The organism is Rubellimicrobium thermophilum DSM 16684, assembly GCF_000442315.1.
Taxonomy (GTDB): domain Bacteria; phylum Pseudomonadota; class Alphaproteobacteria; order Rhodobacterales; family Rhodobacteraceae; genus Rubellimicrobium; species Rubellimicrobium thermophilum.
In genome coordinates, this window is record NZ_KE557321.1 from 1 (window position 1) to 17,508 (window position 17,508).

Sequence of the window (17,508 nt, forward strand, 5' to 3'; positions counted from 1 at the left end):
CCTCAGGCCATCCAGGAATTTACACCAGCTTGACGGACGTGACCTTCGACGAGGGTCATCCAGTCGGGCGGCAGCGGGTTCGAGCCCGGCCGGGGATATTTGGAGCGGTTTGCATGAAGAAACGCTACCCAAGAAACCTATAAAAACAATTTGATTCAATATCTTATGGGATTCCTGCGTAAGCCCGCGCAGAATTGGGAATTGGCAACGCCTCAATGATGTGTCGCTGGCGCGACCTCGGGATCGGTGTCGAGAACGAGCGCCGCCCGCCACAGCGGCGTCTTCATGAACACTGCCTCCTCGAAGCGATAGCTGGCCGTGCCGCGTTCCTGCTGCACCAGGCCGGCCCAGCAGAGCGGACGCAGCACCTGGATGTAGAGCTGACCCATCCCCTCGTCGTACCGCGGGATAGGTCCCGTCTCAGGCTCGCCGAAGAACACGCGGCGGAGGTGCGCGCCGGTGGCCCCGTCCTCGGTCTCGACGTTGAGCACGTTCAGGAACACGTCCCAGTTGCCAAGGATCGGCGCGTCGTCGAACCGCGACATGCTGGCGTGGTTGATCCGGAACAGGAAGAACAGGATGACCGTGCCGAAAATCCGGCCGGGATGGCCCGCCAGCCCCTGGCTGGTTTTTCAAGCGGAACTCGCCCTTGTAGTGCCGGCCAAGCTTCATCGCGATCATCAGGTCGTGGGACACCATGAGCGGGGCACAGTCCTGCTCATTCAGCACCTTGTTGACGGCGATGAGGCCCGCCTCGGTGTGGCCGGGTCACTCGAACGCAGCCGCGGCCCAGTGCACGAAGACCCGCTTGAACGCCTTGGACGGCCTCAGGGGAATGCCGCCGTATTCGCCGATCCAGGCGAAGGTCTTCTCGACACCACGCACCAGCGGCGAGAACGCCAGCACCGGATCGGCATCATCGATCTCCCGGAACCCGATCACCTCAGATCTCCCGCGCGACCAACGGATGCGGCCGACGATATGGATCTCGTTGGCCGTTCTTTCGTACTCGGGATAGTGTTTGTTGTCGGAGATGACGCGCACCGCGGGCGGGTCACTGTTCGGGATGTGCTCGAACCGCTTCGGTAATCCTCTCCATGGTTAAGGGGTGTGGGGGTAGAATTTTCTCGGCAGGAGGGACGAGGGGGTTTAGATAAAGAAGAGCCGTTTCACCGAAGCCCAGAGCATGGGCGTGTTGCGCCAGGCGGAGGGCGGGATACCCGTGCCTGAGCTTTGCCGCGCTCACGGACGGGATCAGCAGCGCGACGTTTTACATTGAGCCGTCAAGGCGCCACTGGTTCGAGCCTGACGGCGAGAGCGTGCCAGGGATGGCGGCATGGATGTGTCCATGATGAGCCAGATGCAGGCGCTGGAGGAGTGAGGCCACGAACGCCACGGGTTCGAGAGAGTGGCCGAACACCCGGCGGCTGAAGCGCATGTTTGCCAATCTCGGCATGCAGGCCGACCTGCTTCAGAAGCTCCTGGAACAAAGTGACGCAGCCCGCTCGGCGCCTGGGGTGTCCAGCACGCCGCCACCGGTTCGAGGCTGCTGGCGAACGCCGAGAAGGCGGCGGGGCGATGAAGGGGGCCAGCATCGCGCTGGCGTGCCGCGCGTTCGGCGTCAGCGAGACCTGCTTCCGCTGCGGCGCGAAGCGCAACAACGAGAACGAGATGATCGCCGATCTGCTGTTGGGGCTGACCAATGTCCACAAGAGCTGGGGCTTCGGCCTGTGTTTCATGCCCCTGCGGAACGTGAAGGGGCATGTCTGCAACCACAAGCGGGTCCACCGGATCTCCTGCGAGCTGGGGCTGAACCTGCGCATCAAGCCGCGGCGACGTCTCAAGCGCGGGAAGCCTGAGGAACTGGCCGCGCCGGATGCCCCGAACCTGATCGGGTCGATGGATTTCATGGCGGACCGCCTGGCCGACGGGCGACAATCCCGGCTTCCGAACGCGCTGGACGACTTCAACTGCGAAGGTCTGGGCATCGAGGGGGACTTCGCGCTGCCCGCCGAACGCGTCGTCCGCCTCCTGAACCCGTCGTTGGGGAAACGGTCCATTGGACCGTTTCCTGATCCTCCTCCACATCGGATGGCGCGGGAAGCCATCGGCAATCAGGGTCGCCAACGGCCCCGAACATGTCAGTTCCATGCTGAGGACCTGGGCCGAGAAGCAGGGCATCGCCCTGACCTGCATTCAGCTCGCAAGCCCCAGCAGAACGCCTATGTCGAGCGCTACAACCGGACGGTCCGGCACGAATGGCTGGATCTTTACATCCTTGAAACCATCGAGGAGGCTCAGGACTTCGCCACGCAATGGCTCTGGACTTACAACAACGACCGCCTGAACATGGGCATCGGCGGCATCACCCCCGCCCAAAAACTGAAGATGGCCGCGTGAATTCTACGGATGCACCCCGCTAAGAATGGGGGGATTACCACCCGAGCCCCCTTGCCTCCCCGTCCGGGATGGGGATCGCCCCGACAAAATGAAGCCACCAAGGTTCAGCACGGCACAGATCGTCGGCATCCTGAAGGCGCGGGACGCCGGGATGGCGACGGCCGATATGCGCCGGAAGCATGGCGTGCGTTCTGCGACCTTCGACGAATAAAAGCCAGGGTATGGCGGGCCGGGCTCTCGGACGCCCGGTGACGGGAGGGGCTCGAGCCGTCCGGGGGCTCTGCGCCCGGCCTGTCGCCCCGATCCGGAGCCGACCCCTATCAAACCGGGGGTCTCTCGCCAGGGTCGCGGGACGACCGGGGGGGAGGTCAACAGCCATCCCGGATTAGCCATCCCGGATTCCGGCCGCCAACCGGCTGCATCCGACTCGGCTTGACCGCCAGGGCCCTGCAACCGGAGGTTCCGACCCTAGACGGACGCGATGAACCCGTTGTCGATCACCGCTTCCTGCTCGCGCATCAGCTGCCCGGCGATCTGCATGTGCGCGCTCATGATCGCCTCGGCCGCTGCGGCGTCACCCTCCCTGAGGGCGGCGATCAGGCGTGACTGGTGGTCGATGCCCTGCCGCCAGAGCTCGAGATTGCGCGGCGAATAGAGCCGCCGGTAGACGGTGAGATCGGACAGCAGCGTGATCATGAAGTCGATGATCAGGCCCAGAAGCGGGTTCTTCGCCTGTTCGGCCAGAATGGCGTGAAAGCGCAGCGAGGCCACGTGCTGGGCTCGTTCCTCCTCGAGCGTGCGAGAGGGTTGGGCATAATTCGCCATCACCGCCTCGAGCGTGTCGAGAACCTCCGGTGCCAGCTTGCCGGCGAGCGAGGCCGCCAGCTTCGGCTCGAGGAGCGCGCGCAGCTCGTAGATGTCGTCGATGCTGAGATGCCGGAAGAAGAAGTAGTTGGCCAGCAGCGCCTTGGTGCGCTGACGGCTGACCTCGTGCACGAAACTGCCGCCGCCCGGACCCGTGCGTGTCCTGATGAGCCCCTGTGCCTCGAGAAGGCGCATGGCTTCGCGCACGGTCCCCTTGGAGACGCCCAGACGCTCGATCAGCTCGGCTTCCGGGGGCAGGCGGTCGCCGGGCCTGAGACCCTGCTCGACGACCCAGCTCTTGATCGCCTCGGCGACGCGGAAGGGGCGGCTTGTCCTGGGCTTATTCCCGAAGCGGGTGGTGGCAGGCGGCAAGTCGATCATCTCCGATCCGTTCCAGTGGTGGGGCCTGTCCCCGGCACAGGGCATCGGCGCGAGGACATCGGCCGGCGAAGGCGCATCCGGCGGGGGGATGGCGCGGGTCGGGCAGGCCGGCATCGGCTGTCCCGGGTGCGGGCAGGGGACGGCCCGTCACCGGTGCGCTGTCGGCAAGAAGCCTGGTATAGGGATGTGCGGGCCTTGCAAGGATTTCGCGCGCCGGCCCCAGTTCGACCACGGCGCCGAAATAGAGCACCATGACCCGGTCCGACACGGCCTCGGCGACAGCCAGGTCATGGGTGATGAACAGATAGGTCAGGCCCATGCGCTGTTGCAGCTCGGCAAGCAGGTTGAGAACCTGCGCCTGCACCGAGACATCGAGCGCCGAGACCGGCTCGTCGAGCACGAGAATGCGCGGATCGGCGGCCAGCGCGCGGGCGATGCCGATGCGCTGGGCCTGCCCGCCGGAGAATTCGTGCGGGTAGCGGTCGAGCGCATCGGTCGGCAGGCTGACGGCTGCGAGGAGCTCGGCAAGGCGCTGCTCGCGGGCCGCCTGCGGCATGTGGTGCAGCAGTTTCAGCGGGGTTTCGAGAATGCGGCGCACGCTGCGGCGGGGGTTGAGGCTGGCGGCGGGATCCTGGAACACATACTGGATAAGCCGCCCGGACCGGGCCGGCTTGGCGATCCCGAGACGCGTGCCGGCGATCTCGATGCAGCCGGCCGTCGGGGCGAGGAGCCCCGCCAGCATGCGCGCCAGCGTCGACTTGCCCGAGCCCGATTCGCCCACGATGCCAAGCGTCTCGCCGCGCGCCACCGCAAAGGAGACATCGCGCACCGCCTGCACCCCCGGCCGGGCCCGGCCCAGAAGCGGGGCGCGGGCACCGAAGGTCTTGCTCAGGCCTTCGACCTTGAGGGCCGGCGCAGTCGTCATGCGGCCGCCTCCGGATAGAGACAGCGCACCGCACGCATGCCGGTGCGGCGCAGGACGACTTCCCCGTCGCTGCATGCAGGGCGTGCGCGGTGGCAGCGCGGCGCGAAGGCGCAGCCGGGCGGCAGCGCATCGAGCGGCGGCGGCAGCCCCGGGATCGTCTCGAGCCGACGGCGTCCGGCGCCCGGTGCGGGCACGCAGGCGATGAGCCGGCGCGTGTAGGGATGGGCTGGCGCGGCCAGAACCTCGGCCGTCGGACCCTCTTCGACGATGCGCCCGGCATACATCACGGCCAGCCGCTCGCACAGCTGCGCCACGACACCGAAGTCATGGGTTATGAACAGAATGGCAAGGCCCCGCTCGCGCCGCAGCTGGTCGAGCAGGGCCAGGATCTGCGCCTGGACCGTGACATCGAGCGCCGTCGTCGGCTCGTCGGCCATGATGACATCGGGATCATTGGCAAGCGCCATGGCGATACCCACGCGCTGGCGCTGTCCGCCTGAAAGCTGGTGGGGGTAGTCGTCGATCCTGTCTTCGGGGCGGGGCATGCGCACATCGCGCAGAAGCTCGATCGCCCGTGCCCGCGCTGCCTGCAGGCTCATCGGCTGGTGGGCACGGATTGCCTCGGTCAGCTGCTCTCCGATGCGGTAGAGCGGGTGCAATGTGCCCTGCGGGTCCTGGAAGACATAGGCCACGCGCCGCCCGCGCAGGCCACGCAGGATCCGAAGGGGTGCGTCGAGCACCTCCGTGTCGTCGAGTCGAACCGTTCCGCCGGCGATCACCCCCGGCGGAGAGGCCACGAGACGCATCACCGAAAGGGCTGTCACCGACTTGCCCGAGCCCGACTCGCCGACGAGGCCGAGAGCCTCGCCTCGTCCGAGCGAGAGGCTGACGCCGCCTGCCGCAGGCAGGACGCGCCGGCCGATGCGGAACTCGGTCCTCAGATCATCGATCGCCAGCAGCGCGCCATGGCCCGCCTGCGATGGCGGAGGCGGCCCGGTGCGGTCCACCACCGTGGCGGGCAGCGGGCGGGTCGGTGCTCCGGCGCCGAGCCGGGGGTCGAGCGCGTCGCGCACCCCGTCGCCGAAGAGATTGATCGACATGACCACAAGAAAGATCATCACCCCCGGCACCACCGCGACATGGGGGTGCGAGATCAGCGCTGCGCGCGCCTCTCCCAGCATCGAACCAAGATCGGCCTGTGGCGGCTGGCTGCCGAGCCCCAGAAAGCTGAGTCCCGCTGTCTCGAGGATCATCCAGCCGGTGGTGGTGGTCAGGGCGATGACGATCACCGGCAGCACGTTGGGCAGGATCTCCACCGCCATGATGCGCAGATTGCCCATGCCGGACAGCCGCGCGGCATCGACGAACTCGCGCCCGGCGAGGGCCACGGTCACGCCGCGGATGTTGCGTGCGAAGAAGGGCATGTTGACCGCGGCGACCGCGATCAGCGCGTTGACGAGCCCCGGGCCCAGAGCGGCGACGATTGCCAGGGCCAGAAGCACGTAGGGAAAGCCCATCAGCATGTCGATCCCGCGCATGATGAGATTGTCTGCCCGCCCGCCAAGGAACCCGGCAACGATGCCGAGGATCGAGCCGAGCACGGCGGCAAGGAGGGCCGCCGCCAGGCCCATCGCCAGCGACAGGCGGGTGCCATGCACAAGCCGTGCGAGCAGGTCGCGCCCCAAGTGATCGGTGCCCAGGAGATGGTCCGGGGAGAGGGGGCGGGCGAAGCGTTCGGCGGTGGCGGTCGCGTTCGGATCCTGCAGCGGCAGGAAGGGCGTGGCCAGTGCCAGGAGCAGGATCAGCGCCAGCATCGCCCCCCCCGGCCGAGGCGAGGCGGTTGCGTGCCAGGCGTCGGAAAAAGGTTCTCATGTCTTGATCCGGGGATCGAGCAGGGCCTGGGCGACATCGACCGCGATGTTGAACAGCACATAGGCCGCTGCCACCAGGACGACGCCGCCCTGCACCAGCATCAGGTCGCGCGTGAGGATCGCATCCACCAGCATGCGCCCCACCCCCGGCCACTGGAAGACGGTCTCGATATAGACTGCTCCAGAGAGCACGAAACCGGCCTGAAGCCCCAGAACCGGGATGATCGAGACCATCGCACTGCGCAGCGCGTGGCCGAGAATGACCCGGCGCTCGGGCAGGCCCTTGGCTCGGGCCGTCCGGATGTGATCCTGCCTGAGCACCTCGAGCATGGCCGATCGCGCCAGCCTTGCCACCACGCCGGCCGCGACCGCCGCCAGAGCCAGCGCCGGCATCACCAGATGCCGGAGGAGGTCGGCCAGATCGCCGCCGCCATAGATGGCATACATCCCGCTCACCGGAAGCCAGCGCAGATGCACGGCGAAGACCAGGATCATGATCATGCCGAGAAAGAAGGGCGGCACCGAGATGCCGACGAGGACGGCGAAGGTGATCAGCCTGTCGGCGAATCCGTATTGGCGCACCGCCGAGATGACGCCCGCGATGATGCCGAAGAACGCGCAGAGGACGAAGCTCGTGCCGGCCAGCACAAGCGTGGCGGAGAAGCGCTCGGCCACCTCGTCGATCACCGGGCGGTTGCGCGAGAAGGAGCGGCCGAAGTCGCCCTGCAGCATGTTGCCGAGCCAGATGACGTAGCGTTCCACCATGGGGCGGTCGAGGCCGAGATCGCGGTTGAGCTTCTCCACGTTCTCCGGCGTGGCATAGGCGCCGAGAATGGCTGTGGCCGGGTCGCCCGGGATGAGCGACATGACAAGAAAGACGATCACAGTGATGCCAAGCAGCACCGGCACCGCCGCGATCAGTCTCCTGAGGATGTAGCCGCCCATGTTCCGATGACCTGCAAGTGGGGGCTGGTGACCGCCTCCGGAGGCGCGGGTCGGGGGCGGCCGCCTCAGCGCCTCCCCGTCAATCCTTCACCACCGATGCAAGATGCAGCAGGAAGGAGGGTTCGAGCCGGAAGTTCTTCACCCTGTCGCTGGTGACGGCATTCTGCTTCCAGTTGGCGACGAAGACCCATGGCGCATCGTCATGCACGATGGCCTGCATCTCCCTGTAGAGCTGTGCGCGCTCGGCCTGATCGGTGGAGGTGCGCGCCTGTTCCAGCAGCGCGTCCACCGTCGGGTTGGAGTAGTAGCCCGAGTTGAAGCCGCCCGTGTCGGGCCAGGCCTCGGTGCGCAGGGCCAGATAGGGCAGGGTGTCGGGGTCGTTGGTCATCCACGCCATTTCGGCCATGTCCGCCTTGCCCGCGAGGCCGGGGTTCACCTGTGCGAGGAAGGTGTTCCATTCGAAGGTCCGGATCTCCACGTCGAAGCCGACCGCCTCGAGATCGGCCTGAATGGCAGTGCCCATCGGCAGCGGGTCGAGCATGCCCGAGCCGCCTTCGGTGACGTAGAAGACAAGCCTGGCGCCCACCGCCCCCGCCTCTTCGATCAGCGCCCGAGCCCTCTCTGGATCGTAGGGGTAGGGCTCCAGCGTGTCGTCATGGGCCCAGTTGAAGGCCGGCGGGATGGGGCCGGCGGCCACCGTGGCCGTGCCCTCGAGCACGTCGTTGGCGATCGCCTCCTTGTTGATTGCGTAATTGGCCGCCTGGCGCACGCGCTTGTCGGCAAAGGGGCCTTCCTTGCAGTTCAGGATCAGGAACCACAGATGCGGGCCGGCCTGCTCGACGATCGAGAAGCGTCCGTCCCGGAACTGTGCCAGCGAGGCGGGGGGCACCTCAACCATCAGGTCGATGCCGCCGGCCAGCATCTCGGCGACACGGGTGTTGGCATCGGTGATGGGACGGAAGATCACCGCCTCGGTTGCAGCCTTCTCGCCCCAGTAGTCGGGGTTGCGCTCGATCACCACCGCCTCGTTGGAGCGCCATTCGACAAAGCGGAACGGCCCGGTGCCGACCGGGTTGCGGCCGAACTCATGGCCGTGCTGCCTCACGGCCTGGGGCGAGACGAGCAGACCGGTGGGATAGGCGAGGTTCGACAGGAAGGGCGCGTAGGGCTCCTTCAGCGTGAAGCGCACGCTGTGCGGATCGAGCGCTTCGATCCGTGCGACCGAGCCGAAGAAGAAGGCCAGCGGAAACGGGCCGGTGTCATGGTAGGGGTGGGTTTCATCGAGCATGCGGTCGAAGTTGAACTTCACCGCCTCGGCATCGAAGGGCGTGCCGTCATGAAAGCGCACATTCTCGCGCAGGGTGAAGGTATAGACGGTGCCGTCGTCGCTGATGGTCCAGTCGCTGGCGAGACCGGGTGCCACTTCGAGCGTGCCCGGCCGGTAGCGGGTCAGCCCCTCATAGAGATTGACGAGGATACGGAAGTCGTTGACCGCCGTGACGGCCGCCGGGTCAAGGGCCTTGGGCTCGGCGATCTGCCCGACCACCAGAACCCCCGGCGGCGTTGCGGCCTGGGCCCGACCCGGAACTGACCCCGTCACGGCAAGGGCGGCCAGGCTGCTCATGCCCGAGGCCAGAAAGCCTCGGCGCGTCGGATGGCGAAAGCTCATCGGTCACGGTCTCCCTGTTGGGCATCCTTGGGGATGGGCGCTCGGTGGTGCCCGGTGGAGCGCGATGCCTTTGGGGTCAATTTATCATGATAAATTGTGTGCGTCAATTTATCATGATAATTCTGGGCAAGGAGGTGCGAGATGACCTTTTCCATTCTCGCCCATGACGCGCAGACGGGATCCATCGGGGGCGCGGCCGCGACAGGAAGCCTGTGCGTGGGCGGTTGGGTGCTGAGAGGCGCGCTCGGGGCGGGAATGTCCGCGAGCCAGGGTGCGGCCCCCTCCACGTTCTGGGGCGAGGATGTGCTGCATCTGATGCGCGAGGGTCTGTCTCCCCGGACGGCGATCGAAAGGATCGTGCGTGCGGATCGCGGGCGCGACTGGCGCCAGCTCGCGGCGCTGTCGGACGCTGGCGAAGGGGCTGCCTTCACCGGTGCGAGAAACGGCGCGTTCAGGGGTCATGTCATCTTTGACGGTGGTGTCGCCGCGGGCAACCTGCTGACGGATGAGGGCGTGCTGTCAGCGCTCGTGGAAGGGTTCTGCAGCACGCGCGGATCCCTCGATGACCGTCTCATGCGGGCGCTCGAGGCCGCCGCGGAGGCGGGAGGCGATCAACGGGGTGTGCAGTCGGCCGCCCTGCTCGTCCTGAGCCCCGAGCAGCCGCCGCTCACGCTGCGCATCGATTTCCATCCCGACGATCCGCTGGGCGCGCTGCGTGATCTCCATCGTCGGGCCACGACGGGGGGGGACTATGCCGCCTGGCTGCGCCATGTGCCGGTGATCACCGACAGGGAGCGGACAGCCGAGTGATCGACCTTCCGTGCCGCAGGGTGCCGACGGGGCCGGTCATGGGGGTCCTGTCCGGGCCGACGGTCCAATGCGGGGCGAAGGGGCTGGGCGTCCGGGTCAGCGGGCCAGCCAGCCGCCATCGACATTCAGCACCGCGCCATGGATGTAGTTCGAGGCTGGTGCCGCCAGGAACACGGCCGTTTCGGCGATGTCCTCGGGGCGTCCCCAGCGCCCGGCCGGGATGCGCGCCAGGATCGCGGCATTGCGTTCGGGATCGGCGCGGAGGGCGGCGGTGTTGGCTGTCTCGATATAGCCGGGGGCGATGGCATTCACATTGATGCCGCGACCGGCCCATTCATTGGCCAGGATCCGGGTCAGGCCGGCGACCCCGTGCTTGGCGGCGGTGTAGCTGGCCACCCGGATGCCCCCCTGAAAGGACAGGAGCGAGGCGATGTTGATCACCTTGCCCCGGCCTCCGCGCGCCAGCACCGCGCGGGCAAAGGCCTGCGTTGTGAAGAACACCGCCTTGAGGTTCACATCCATGACCTCGTCCCAGTCCTGTTCCGTGACGTCGAGGCTGTCGGCACGGCGGATGATGCCGGCATTGTTGACCAGGATGTCCACGCGGCGCCCGGCAAAGATGTCGCGCGCCGCCAGGGGGTCGGACAGATCCAGCATCAGGGCCTCGCCCTGTGGGCCCAGGGCGGTCAGGGTTTCGGTCGCAGGGCGGCGCGAGGCGGCGATCACCCGTGCCCCGGCCCGTCCGAGGGCCAGGGCGATGGCCTGGCCGATCCCGGCATTGGCGCCGGTGACCAGCGCGGTCCTGCCATCCAGTCGGAAGGGGTGGGTCATGGGTCCTGCTCCGAAGGGGCCGGGCCTGTCGAGCCGCGCTCGACGATCCGGCAGGCCAGTTCGGCACGGCGCGGAGGCGCCTCGGGATGGGTCAGCACCTCGCGCAGCAGGTCGAGTGCGGCCGCGCCGATGGCCCGCATCGGGATCTCGACGGCGCTGAGCGGCGGGGACTGCAGCTCGCATTGCGGCAGACCGTCGAAGCCCATGACGCTGACCTCTCCGGGAACCCGGATGCCCAGTTCGGCAAGGGCCACCAGGGCGCCGATGGCCAGGCTGTCGCCGGCGGCCAGGATGGCGGTGAAATCGCGGGGGCCGCGTGCCAGGCGGGCCTTGAGGGCCGCGGCAGCCTGATCCGGGTGCCAGTCGTCCACCGCCTCGATCAGATCGGCGGCCAGTCCCTGTGCAGCCAGACGTTCGGCCCAGCCTTCCTGCCGACGTGCAATGGTGCGTCGGCCCGGACGGGTCAGGAACAGGATGCGCCGATGGCCCAGCGTGATCAGCCTTTCCGTGGCCAGTGCTGCCGCGGTGCGGTTGCAGGGCGCGACAGAGGACAGGCGCATCAGCGGATCGTCGGCATTGACCAGGATCACCGGCCGATCCTGACGGGCTGCCGCATCGATCTGGGCATCGGATTCGGGGGTCAACAGCAGATAGCCCGCGGCATCCTCCTCCGGCCGGAAACTGTCGACAAAGGGCTGGTCGATGGGGCGCATCTCGAGCGTCATGCCCAGCGCGGCGGCCCGCTCGCGCATGCCCTTGAGCACATGAAGGGTGAACTGGCTACGTGCGGCATCGATCAGCGCCGGGCGACTGGCCAGCAGGATGGCACGGCGCCCGGCCAGGGTGAGCGGCAGCGCATAGCCCAGGGCGGCGGCGGCCTCGCGCACGCGCCGACGCAGCTCGGGGCGAACGCCGGGCTGATCGGCCAGCACCCGGCTGACGGTGGCGACCGACACGCGGCAATGCTCGGCCAGGTCTTCCATCCGGACGCGTCTGCTTGTCATCGGCCCCTCGGCCCAGTCTCTGCAAAAAATTTTCAGTCATTGCAAGAAATACGTCAATTCGTAACGATAACGCAAGGAGAATGCAATGACCGAAGACTCGCATCTGCGTGCCACCCTTGACCGGCTGGTCGCCGGCCTGACCGCGCTGCGCGACGAGGGGCGCTTCGAAGAGCCCAATCTCGATGGGAGCCGGGGCGATTATATCAGCTTCCATGCCTGGGAATGGCCGCAGGGCGTGGGCCTCTATGGCCTGGTGCGGCTGTGGCAGGAGAACGGCGATGACAGGCTGCGCCGCCTGCTCGAGGACTGGTATGAGGCCCATCGGGCCCGCGGCCTGCCTCCGCTGAATGTCAACACCACCGCGCCGATGCTGGCCCTGACCCTGCTGTGGGCGCGCACCCGCGATCCGCGCTGGCGGTCCATGCTGCAGGACTGGGCCGAGCGACTGATGGACGAGGCGCCCCGCACCCCCGAAGGCGGCTTCCAGCACGATGTCTCGGACCGGGTGAACGAAGGTGAGCTCTGGGACGACACCCTGTTCATGGTAGCGCTCTTCCTGGCCGCCTATGGCGAGGCCAGCGGCCAGCGCGTGCTGGTGGATGAGGCCCAGCATCAGTTTCTCGTCCATGCGCGCTTCCTGGCCGACCCCGTCAGCGGCCTCTGGTTCCACGGCTGGAGCTTCTCGCGCCGCGACAATTTCGCCCGTGCCCGCTGGGCGCGCGGCAATGCCTGGATCACCGCGGGGCTGGCCGATCTGCCGGGACTCTGCACCCTCGATCCGGCAGTGGGTCGGTATCTCGACGGGCTGCTTGCCGCGCAGATCGACGCCCTCCTGCCGCTGCAATGCGAGGACGGCGCCTGGCGCACCCTGCTCGACGATCCCGCCAGCTACAAGGAAACATCGGCCACTGCCGGTATCGCCTATGGTCTGATGAGGGCGGCCCGCACGGGTCGTGCCGGGGCCGCGGCGGCACGGGCCGGACAGCGCGGTCTGGCCTATGTCCTTTCGCAGATCGGCCCCGATGGCGTGGTCGGCGGGGTCAGCTACGGCACCCGCATGGGCCATGATCTGCAATTCTACCGCGACATCCCGATCCAGCCCACCGGCTATGGCCAGGCGCTGGCGATCTTGTGCCTGACCGAAGGATTGGCCGCATGATCACATGGACGACCCGCCATGGCGCTTCGCCCGCCGCTATCGACCGGATGACCACGGCCGATCTGCGGGCCGAATATCTCGTCGAGTCGATCCTGGCTCACGGCGAGGCGCGCATGACCTATACCCATCTCGACCGGATGGTGCTGGGTGGCATCGTGCCGACCGGGCAGGCCATCGGCATCGGCGACGGCGCCCCTGTCGGCACGGCGCATCTGTTCGACGCGCGCGAAGGGGGCATCGCCAATCTGGGCCGGGCGGCAGGCCGCGTCACGGTGGACGGGCAGCGCTTCGACCTCGCCCCGCGCGATGTCCTCTATGTCGGACGGGGCGCGCGGCAGGTGGAACTGGCTTCGCAGGATCCCCGGAATCCTGCCCTGTTCTATCTCAATTCCGTGCCCGCAGGCATGAGCTACCCCCACCGCCTGATCACCCGGGATCAGGCCAAGGCCGTGCGCTTCGGCGAGGCGGCCCGCGCCAATCTGCGCACCTTGCGCATGTACATCCATCCCGAGGTGGCGCCCTCCTGCCTGCTCCTGATGGGCATCACCGATCTCGAGCCGGGCAGCGTCTGGAACACCATGCCCCCGCATCTGCATGAGCGGCGGATGGAAGCCTATCTCTATTTCGACATGGCCCCGCAGGATCGGGTGATCCATCTGATGGGGCGCCCCGACAACACCCGCCATCTGGTGGTGGGTTCGGGGGATGCGGTGCTGTCGCCCGCCTGGTCGATCCACATGGGCGCGGGCACCGGCCCCTACGCCTTTGTCTGGGGCATGACCGGCGAGAATCAGGTCTATCAGGATGTGGACCCGGTGCCGGTGGAGAACCTGCGATGAGCCGCCACGCGCGCCCCCTCTCTGCGGGCGAGGCTGTCACCTTGTGGCGGCATTCGACCGTGGTCGACGAACCCTTCGATGTGCAGGACCGCCCGATGCAGGGGGAAATGGATCCCTTCTTCTTCCTCACGAAGGAGAAGAACTACATCCCCCACGAATATCCCTGCCGGACCGAGTTCGCCGCGCGCTTCCGCGATCGCCGCCCCGAGGAGCGCGAGACCGGTCCGGCCGGGCGGGTCTGGCTCGGCTTCGGGTCGCCCCGGCTCGATCTTTCGGGCTTCTGGTTCCGCCCCACGCGCATCGCGGCGCGGGCCGAGACGCTGATCTGCACCGAGGCCGCCGGCCCGGCGCGGTTGCGCCTGACCACATGCGGAGGGGCGATCCTGCGCGTGAACGGGACCGAGGTCGTCTGGAACGCCCGCTATCTGCGCAACCTCGAGACCTCGACCGAAGCCGATGTCCTGCTGGCGGCCGGCGAGAACCGCATCGAGATTTTCTTCGACGATCTGGCCGAACGCGACACGCGCTTCCTCGTCCAGCTCGATTATCTGGACGGCCCCGCCGCCCGACAGGCGATCGCGATCGACTGCGCTCCCGAACAGGCGGCCGCCATCGAGACGGCACTCGAGACGCTGCATTTTCCCCGTGCCACATATGACGGCATGGCGGTCGCGCTGCATCTGCCGCGGCCGCTCGGGATCGAGGCGGAGGCCGAGATCCGGATCGTGGGGGATTTCATGTCGCACGATCCCCCATCCGCCGATCCGCCGCTGTCTGTCGCCCGGGGCGACGCGCCTCGACATCGGCCATGCGGATGACCTCCCCGCCGACTTCCGTCATGTGGAGCTTGCCCTGAGTGTGCCGGGCTTCTCGGCCAGCCGGGTCTTCGGAACCGAGATTGCGCATGCCCGCCGACAGGGGCCGGCCCCCGCCACGGCGGAGGCCCGCATCGCCGAGGCGCTGCAGGCCGTCGCCGAGGGGGGCGAGGCGGACACCGTCACCGCGCTGGCACGCCTGGCGCGGGGCGATCAGGGCGCCCGCACCCGCGCGATGATCGCCGCAGCCCTGGAACACATCGATGCCTGCTGGGACTGCGCCGATTTTGCGCTGGTGCCGCTGATCTGGTCGCGCATGCGCTGGCCGGCGCTTCTGGGAGAGGATCTCTGCACCCGCATCGACCGCACCATCCTCGGCTACCGCTACTGGATGGACGAGCCGGGGAACGACGTGCAGTGGTATTTCTCGGAAAACCACGCCCTGCTGTTTCACACTGCCGCCCATCTGGCCGGCACGCTCCTGCCGGAGGCCACCTTCCGCCGTTCGGGCCGCAAGGGGCACGAACAGGCCCGGATCGGGGCCGAAAGGCTCGGGATATGGTTCGATCATTTCGAGGCCTGGGAAATGGCCGAATTCAATTCGGCCCCCTATTTCCCGATCGACCTCAAGGGCCTGACGGCGATCTTCGCGCTCTCCCCCGATGCGGGGCTGCGCGCGCGCGCAGCCCGGGGCATCGCGCGGCTCATCGAACTGGTCGCCAATTCCGCCCATCGCGGCGTGCTGACCGCCGCCCAGGGACGGAGCTACGAACACACGCTGCGCGGCACGAGCACGCTGGAGCTGTCCGCCATCGGCCGGCTTCTGTGGGGCACCGGCAGCTTCGGCGCGCGCTTCCATGCCACGCCGCAACTGGCGCTCTGCCTGCGCGATCATGGCCTGTCCCTGCCCGATCTGCGCGATCGCGCTGTCTGGACGGGTGAGACCGCGCAGGAATGGCGCTTTGCCCAGGGTCAGGGGCGCTTTGCCCGTCTCTACCATCACAAGACCGCCGATCACGCGATGGGCTCGGCCATGGCCTATCGCTGGGGCGAATGGGGCTATCAGGAAACGCTGCTCCATGCCCGGCTCGGGGATGATCCGGCGGCGCAGGTCTGGATCAACCATCCCGGCGAGGTGGTTCACTGCGGCTATGGACGGCCCTCCTACTGGGGCGGTTCGGCCAGCATCCCGCGCGTGCAGCAGTATCGCGACCTCGCGCTGCTGCGCTTTGCGGGGGTCGCGCCGCAGCCCGATTTCACCCATGCATGGTTCCCGGTTGCGCATTTCGATGCCGTGCGGCTGGAGGGCAGACTGCCCTGGGCCGAGGCCGGCCAGGCCCATCTGATGCTTCGCGCTTCGGGGCCGCTCATGCTGCTCGAGCAGGGGCCGACCGCCGGTCAGGAACTGCGCCTTGCCGGGCGCGAGGGCTGGTGGCTTGTCCGCCTGGGTAGCCGGGCGCTGCATGGTGACGGGACCGCCTTTGCCGCGCGCTTCGGCGCGCTGGTCCCGCGCGAGGGGCCGGATGGCACCATCCTCATCGAGGATCCCGATTACGGACCGGTCGCGATGCATCCTGACGGATGCATCAGCGCCGAGGGGCGCAGGCTCGACCCCGAGGAGACAACGGTGCGGGGCACGCGCATCGTCCTGCCGCGTGGCGCCCTGAAAGGCGGGCAGGACATCAGGGAGGATGTCGGATGAAAAGGCTATGGCTCGGGCTTTCGGCCCTTGTTCTGGCGGCGGCCTCTGCGCAGGCGGAGCCGGTGCCGGTGCGGATCCTGTGGTATTCCGACGGCAACGAAGGCGAAGTCATCAGCGAGCTGCTGGACCGCTTCGAGGCCGCGAACCCCGATATCGACGTGATTCTCGAGAATGTCGCCTTTCAGGTGATCCAGGAACAGCTGCCGGTCCAGCTGGCGTCCGGCACGGGGCCGGACATCGCGCGGGTCACCAATCTCAAGGCGCAGGCGGAACACTGGCTCGACATGCGGCCCTATCTGGCCGATCCGGCCTACTGGGAAGCCAATTTCGGCGACCGGCTCGACTGGATGCGCGAGGATGGCTCGGACGCCATCACGGGCTTCATGACCCAGCTCACCATGACCGGCGGCTTCGTCAACCTGACGCTCTTCGAACAGGCCGGTGTCGCCTTGCCCGGTCCCGAGGCCACCTGGGATGAGTGGATCGAGGCCAGCCGGCAGGTGATGGAAAGCCAGGGCCTGCCTGCGGCCTTTGCCATCGACCGCTCGGGACATCGCATCACCGGTCCGAATCTCTCCTACGGGGCAAACTACATCGGCCCTGACGGGCTGCCCGCCCCGGTGGACGAAGGCACCATGGCCTTTGTCTCCCGTCTGGTGGAGTGGACGGGGCAGGGGCTGATGCTGCCCGATACCTGGGTCTCGGCCGCGGGCACCACCTATCGGGCCGCCGCCGACGACTTCGCCAACGGGACGATCCCCTTCTACTATTCCGGCTCCTGGCAGGTCGCGAACCTGTCGGCCAAGATCGGCGATGCCTTCGACTGGGCCGCGATCGGCTCGCCCTGCGGCACGGTGGGCTGTTCCGGCATGCCGGGCGGGGCAGGACTGGTGGCGATCCGCTATACCCAGCACCCCGAGGCCGTCGCGCGGGTCATGGATTATCTGGCCTCCGAACCCGTCGTGCGCGAATTCTCGGAACGCACGCTGTTCCTTCCGGCCCATGCCGGGATCGTGGCGGCCGGCGATCTCGCCTTCCGGTCTGAGGATCCGAATGTTCCCCCGGCGCTGGAACGCTTCGTGCAGGCATCGCGGGAAACCCTGCCGGCCGCCAATGCCCTGCCGGCCTGGCAATGGGCCAACACCTATTATGGAGCCCTGGTCACGCGGATCAGCCAGGTGATGGCCGGCGAGCTGAGCCTCGATCAGGCGCGGGAGCTGATCGATCGCGACATTGCCGATCAGGTCGCCGCGGCGCGCTGAGGCATGAAGGGGATCGCGACCCGACTGGGAC

At 67.7% G+C, this 17,508-nt stretch carries 14 protein-coding genes and 3 pseudogenes; 8 read left to right on the top strand and 9 right to left on the bottom strand.

Features of this window, described 5'->3' with window-relative positions:
- Nucleotides 1-212: 212 nt before the first annotated feature.
- Together RUTHE_RS17495 and RUTHE_RS17500 are read right to left on the bottom strand one after the other, a co-directional pair.
- A complete protein-coding gene (locus tag RUTHE_RS17495; RefSeq protein ID WP_021097812.1) occupies nt 213-545 on the bottom strand; it encodes a hypothetical protein in 333 nt (110 codons plus the stop codon).
- Between the two features lie 223 nt (nt 546-768).
- Nucleotides 769-1,044: a S24/S26 family peptidase gene (locus RUTHE_RS17500; RefSeq protein WP_021097813.1), complete on the bottom strand. Its 276-nt coding sequence runs from the start codon at nt 1,042-1,044 to the stop codon at nt 769-771.
- 109 nt (nt 1,045-1,153) lie between these two features.
- Here RUTHE_RS17500 and RUTHE_RS07800 point away from each other — a divergent pair.
- Together RUTHE_RS07800 and RUTHE_RS18610 are read left to right on the top strand one after the other, a co-directional pair.
- A pseudogene (locus RUTHE_RS07800) lies at nt 1,154-2,400 on the top strand (IS3 family transposase).
- Between the two features lie 88 nt (nt 2,401-2,488).
- Nucleotides 2,489-2,602, top strand: a pseudogene (locus RUTHE_RS18610) (IS3 family transposase); the annotation flags it as partial.
- A gap of 266 nt (nt 2,603-2,868) precedes the next feature.
- On the opposite strand, the gene RUTHE_RS07810 reads toward RUTHE_RS18610, so the two are convergent.
- The 5 genes and pseudogenes from RUTHE_RS07810 to RUTHE_RS07830 all read right to left on the bottom strand — a co-directional run bounded on the left by RUTHE_RS07810 (nt 2,869) and on the right by RUTHE_RS07830 (nt 9,055).
- Nucleotides 2,869-3,645, bottom strand: coding sequence for a FadR/GntR family transcriptional regulator (locus RUTHE_RS07810; protein ID WP_021097816.1), 777 nt, complete (start codon nt 3,643-3,645; stop codon nt 2,869-2,871).
- Nucleotides 3,605-4,570 carry an ABC transporter ATP-binding protein gene (locus RUTHE_RS07815; protein WP_021097817.1) on the bottom strand — a complete coding sequence of 322 codons (966 nt, stop codon included), beginning with the start codon at nt 4,568-4,570 and terminating at the stop codon, nt 3,605-3,607. The genes RUTHE_RS07810 and RUTHE_RS07815 overlap by 41 nt, the downstream gene beginning before the upstream one ends.
- Nucleotides 4,567-6,442: pseudogene (locus tag RUTHE_RS07820) on the bottom strand (dipeptide/oligopeptide/nickel ABC transporter permease/ATP-binding protein). The gene RUTHE_RS07815 and the pseudogene RUTHE_RS07820 overlap by 4 nt, the downstream one beginning before the upstream one ends.
- Complete coding sequence (locus RUTHE_RS07825) at nt 6,439-7,386, bottom strand: ABC transporter permease (protein WP_021097819.1); 948 nt, start codon at nt 7,384-7,386, stop codon at nt 6,439-6,441. The pseudogene RUTHE_RS07820 and the gene RUTHE_RS07825 overlap by 4 nt, the downstream one beginning before the upstream one ends.
- A 79-nt stretch (nt 7,387-7,465) precedes the next feature.
- Nucleotides 7,466-9,055 (bottom strand): ABC transporter substrate-binding protein, encoded by a 1,590-nt coding sequence (locus RUTHE_RS07830; protein WP_021097820.1) that lies wholly within the window; start codon nt 9,053-9,055, stop codon nt 7,466-7,468.
- Nucleotides 9,056-9,196: 141 nt separating this feature from the next.
- Between RUTHE_RS07830 and RUTHE_RS07835 the strand changes: the two genes are divergently transcribed.
- Nucleotides 9,197-9,865 (top strand): DUF1028 domain-containing protein, encoded by a 669-nt coding sequence (locus RUTHE_RS07835; protein WP_021097821.1) that lies wholly within the window; start codon nt 9,197-9,199, stop codon nt 9,863-9,865.
- 96 nt (nt 9,866-9,961) lie between these two features.
- Here RUTHE_RS07835 and kduD read toward each other — a convergent pair whose 3' ends face one another.
- Together kduD and RUTHE_RS07845 are read right to left on the bottom strand one after the other, a co-directional pair.
- A complete protein-coding gene (gene kduD, locus RUTHE_RS07840) occupies nt 9,962-10,696 on the bottom strand; it encodes a 2-dehydro-3-deoxy-D-gluconate 5-dehydrogenase KduD (protein WP_021097822.1) in 735 nt (244 codons plus the stop codon).
- Nucleotides 10,693-11,700, bottom strand: a complete 1,008-nt coding sequence (locus RUTHE_RS07845; protein WP_021097823.1) for a LacI family DNA-binding transcriptional regulator — start codon at nt 11,698-11,700, stop codon at nt 10,693-10,695. Before RUTHE_RS07845 ends, kduD begins: the two co-directional genes overlap by 4 nt.
- An 85-nt stretch (nt 11,701-11,785) precedes the next feature.
- On the opposite strand from RUTHE_RS07845, the gene bglB reads away from it, so the two are divergent.
- Genes bglB through RUTHE_RS07870 form a run of 5 tightly spaced genes read left to right on the top strand, consistent with a single transcriptional unit; the run spans nt 11,786 to nt 17,477 of the window.
- On the top strand, nt 11,786-12,859 hold the full coding sequence (bglB, locus tag RUTHE_RS07850) for a beta-galactosidase BglB (RefSeq protein ID WP_021097824.1): 1,074 nt from the start codon (nt 11,786-11,788) through the stop codon (nt 12,857-12,859).
- Nucleotides 12,856-13,698, top strand: coding sequence for a 5-dehydro-4-deoxy-D-glucuronate isomerase (gene kduI, locus RUTHE_RS07855; protein WP_021097825.1), 843 nt, complete (start codon nt 12,856-12,858; stop codon nt 13,696-13,698). The genes bglB and kduI overlap by 4 nt, the downstream gene beginning before the upstream one ends.
- On the top strand, nt 13,695-14,516 hold the full coding sequence (locus RUTHE_RS16980; RefSeq protein WP_021097826.1) for a hypothetical protein: 822 nt from the start codon (nt 13,695-13,697) through the stop codon (nt 14,514-14,516). The genes kduI and RUTHE_RS16980 overlap by 4 nt, the downstream gene beginning before the upstream one ends.
- Before the next feature lie 22 nt (nt 14,517-14,538).
- Nucleotides 14,539-16,215 carry a hypothetical protein gene (locus RUTHE_RS16985; RefSeq protein ID WP_021097827.1) on the top strand — a complete coding sequence of 559 codons (1,677 nt, stop codon included), beginning with the start codon at nt 14,539-14,541 and terminating at the stop codon, nt 16,213-16,215.
- Nucleotides 16,212-17,477: an ABC transporter substrate-binding protein gene (locus tag RUTHE_RS07870; RefSeq protein ID WP_021097828.1), complete on the top strand. Its 1,266-nt coding sequence runs from the start codon at nt 16,212-16,214 to the stop codon at nt 17,475-17,477. The genes RUTHE_RS16985 and RUTHE_RS07870 overlap by 4 nt, the downstream gene beginning before the upstream one ends.
- Nucleotides 17,478-17,508: the final 31 nt, after the last annotated feature.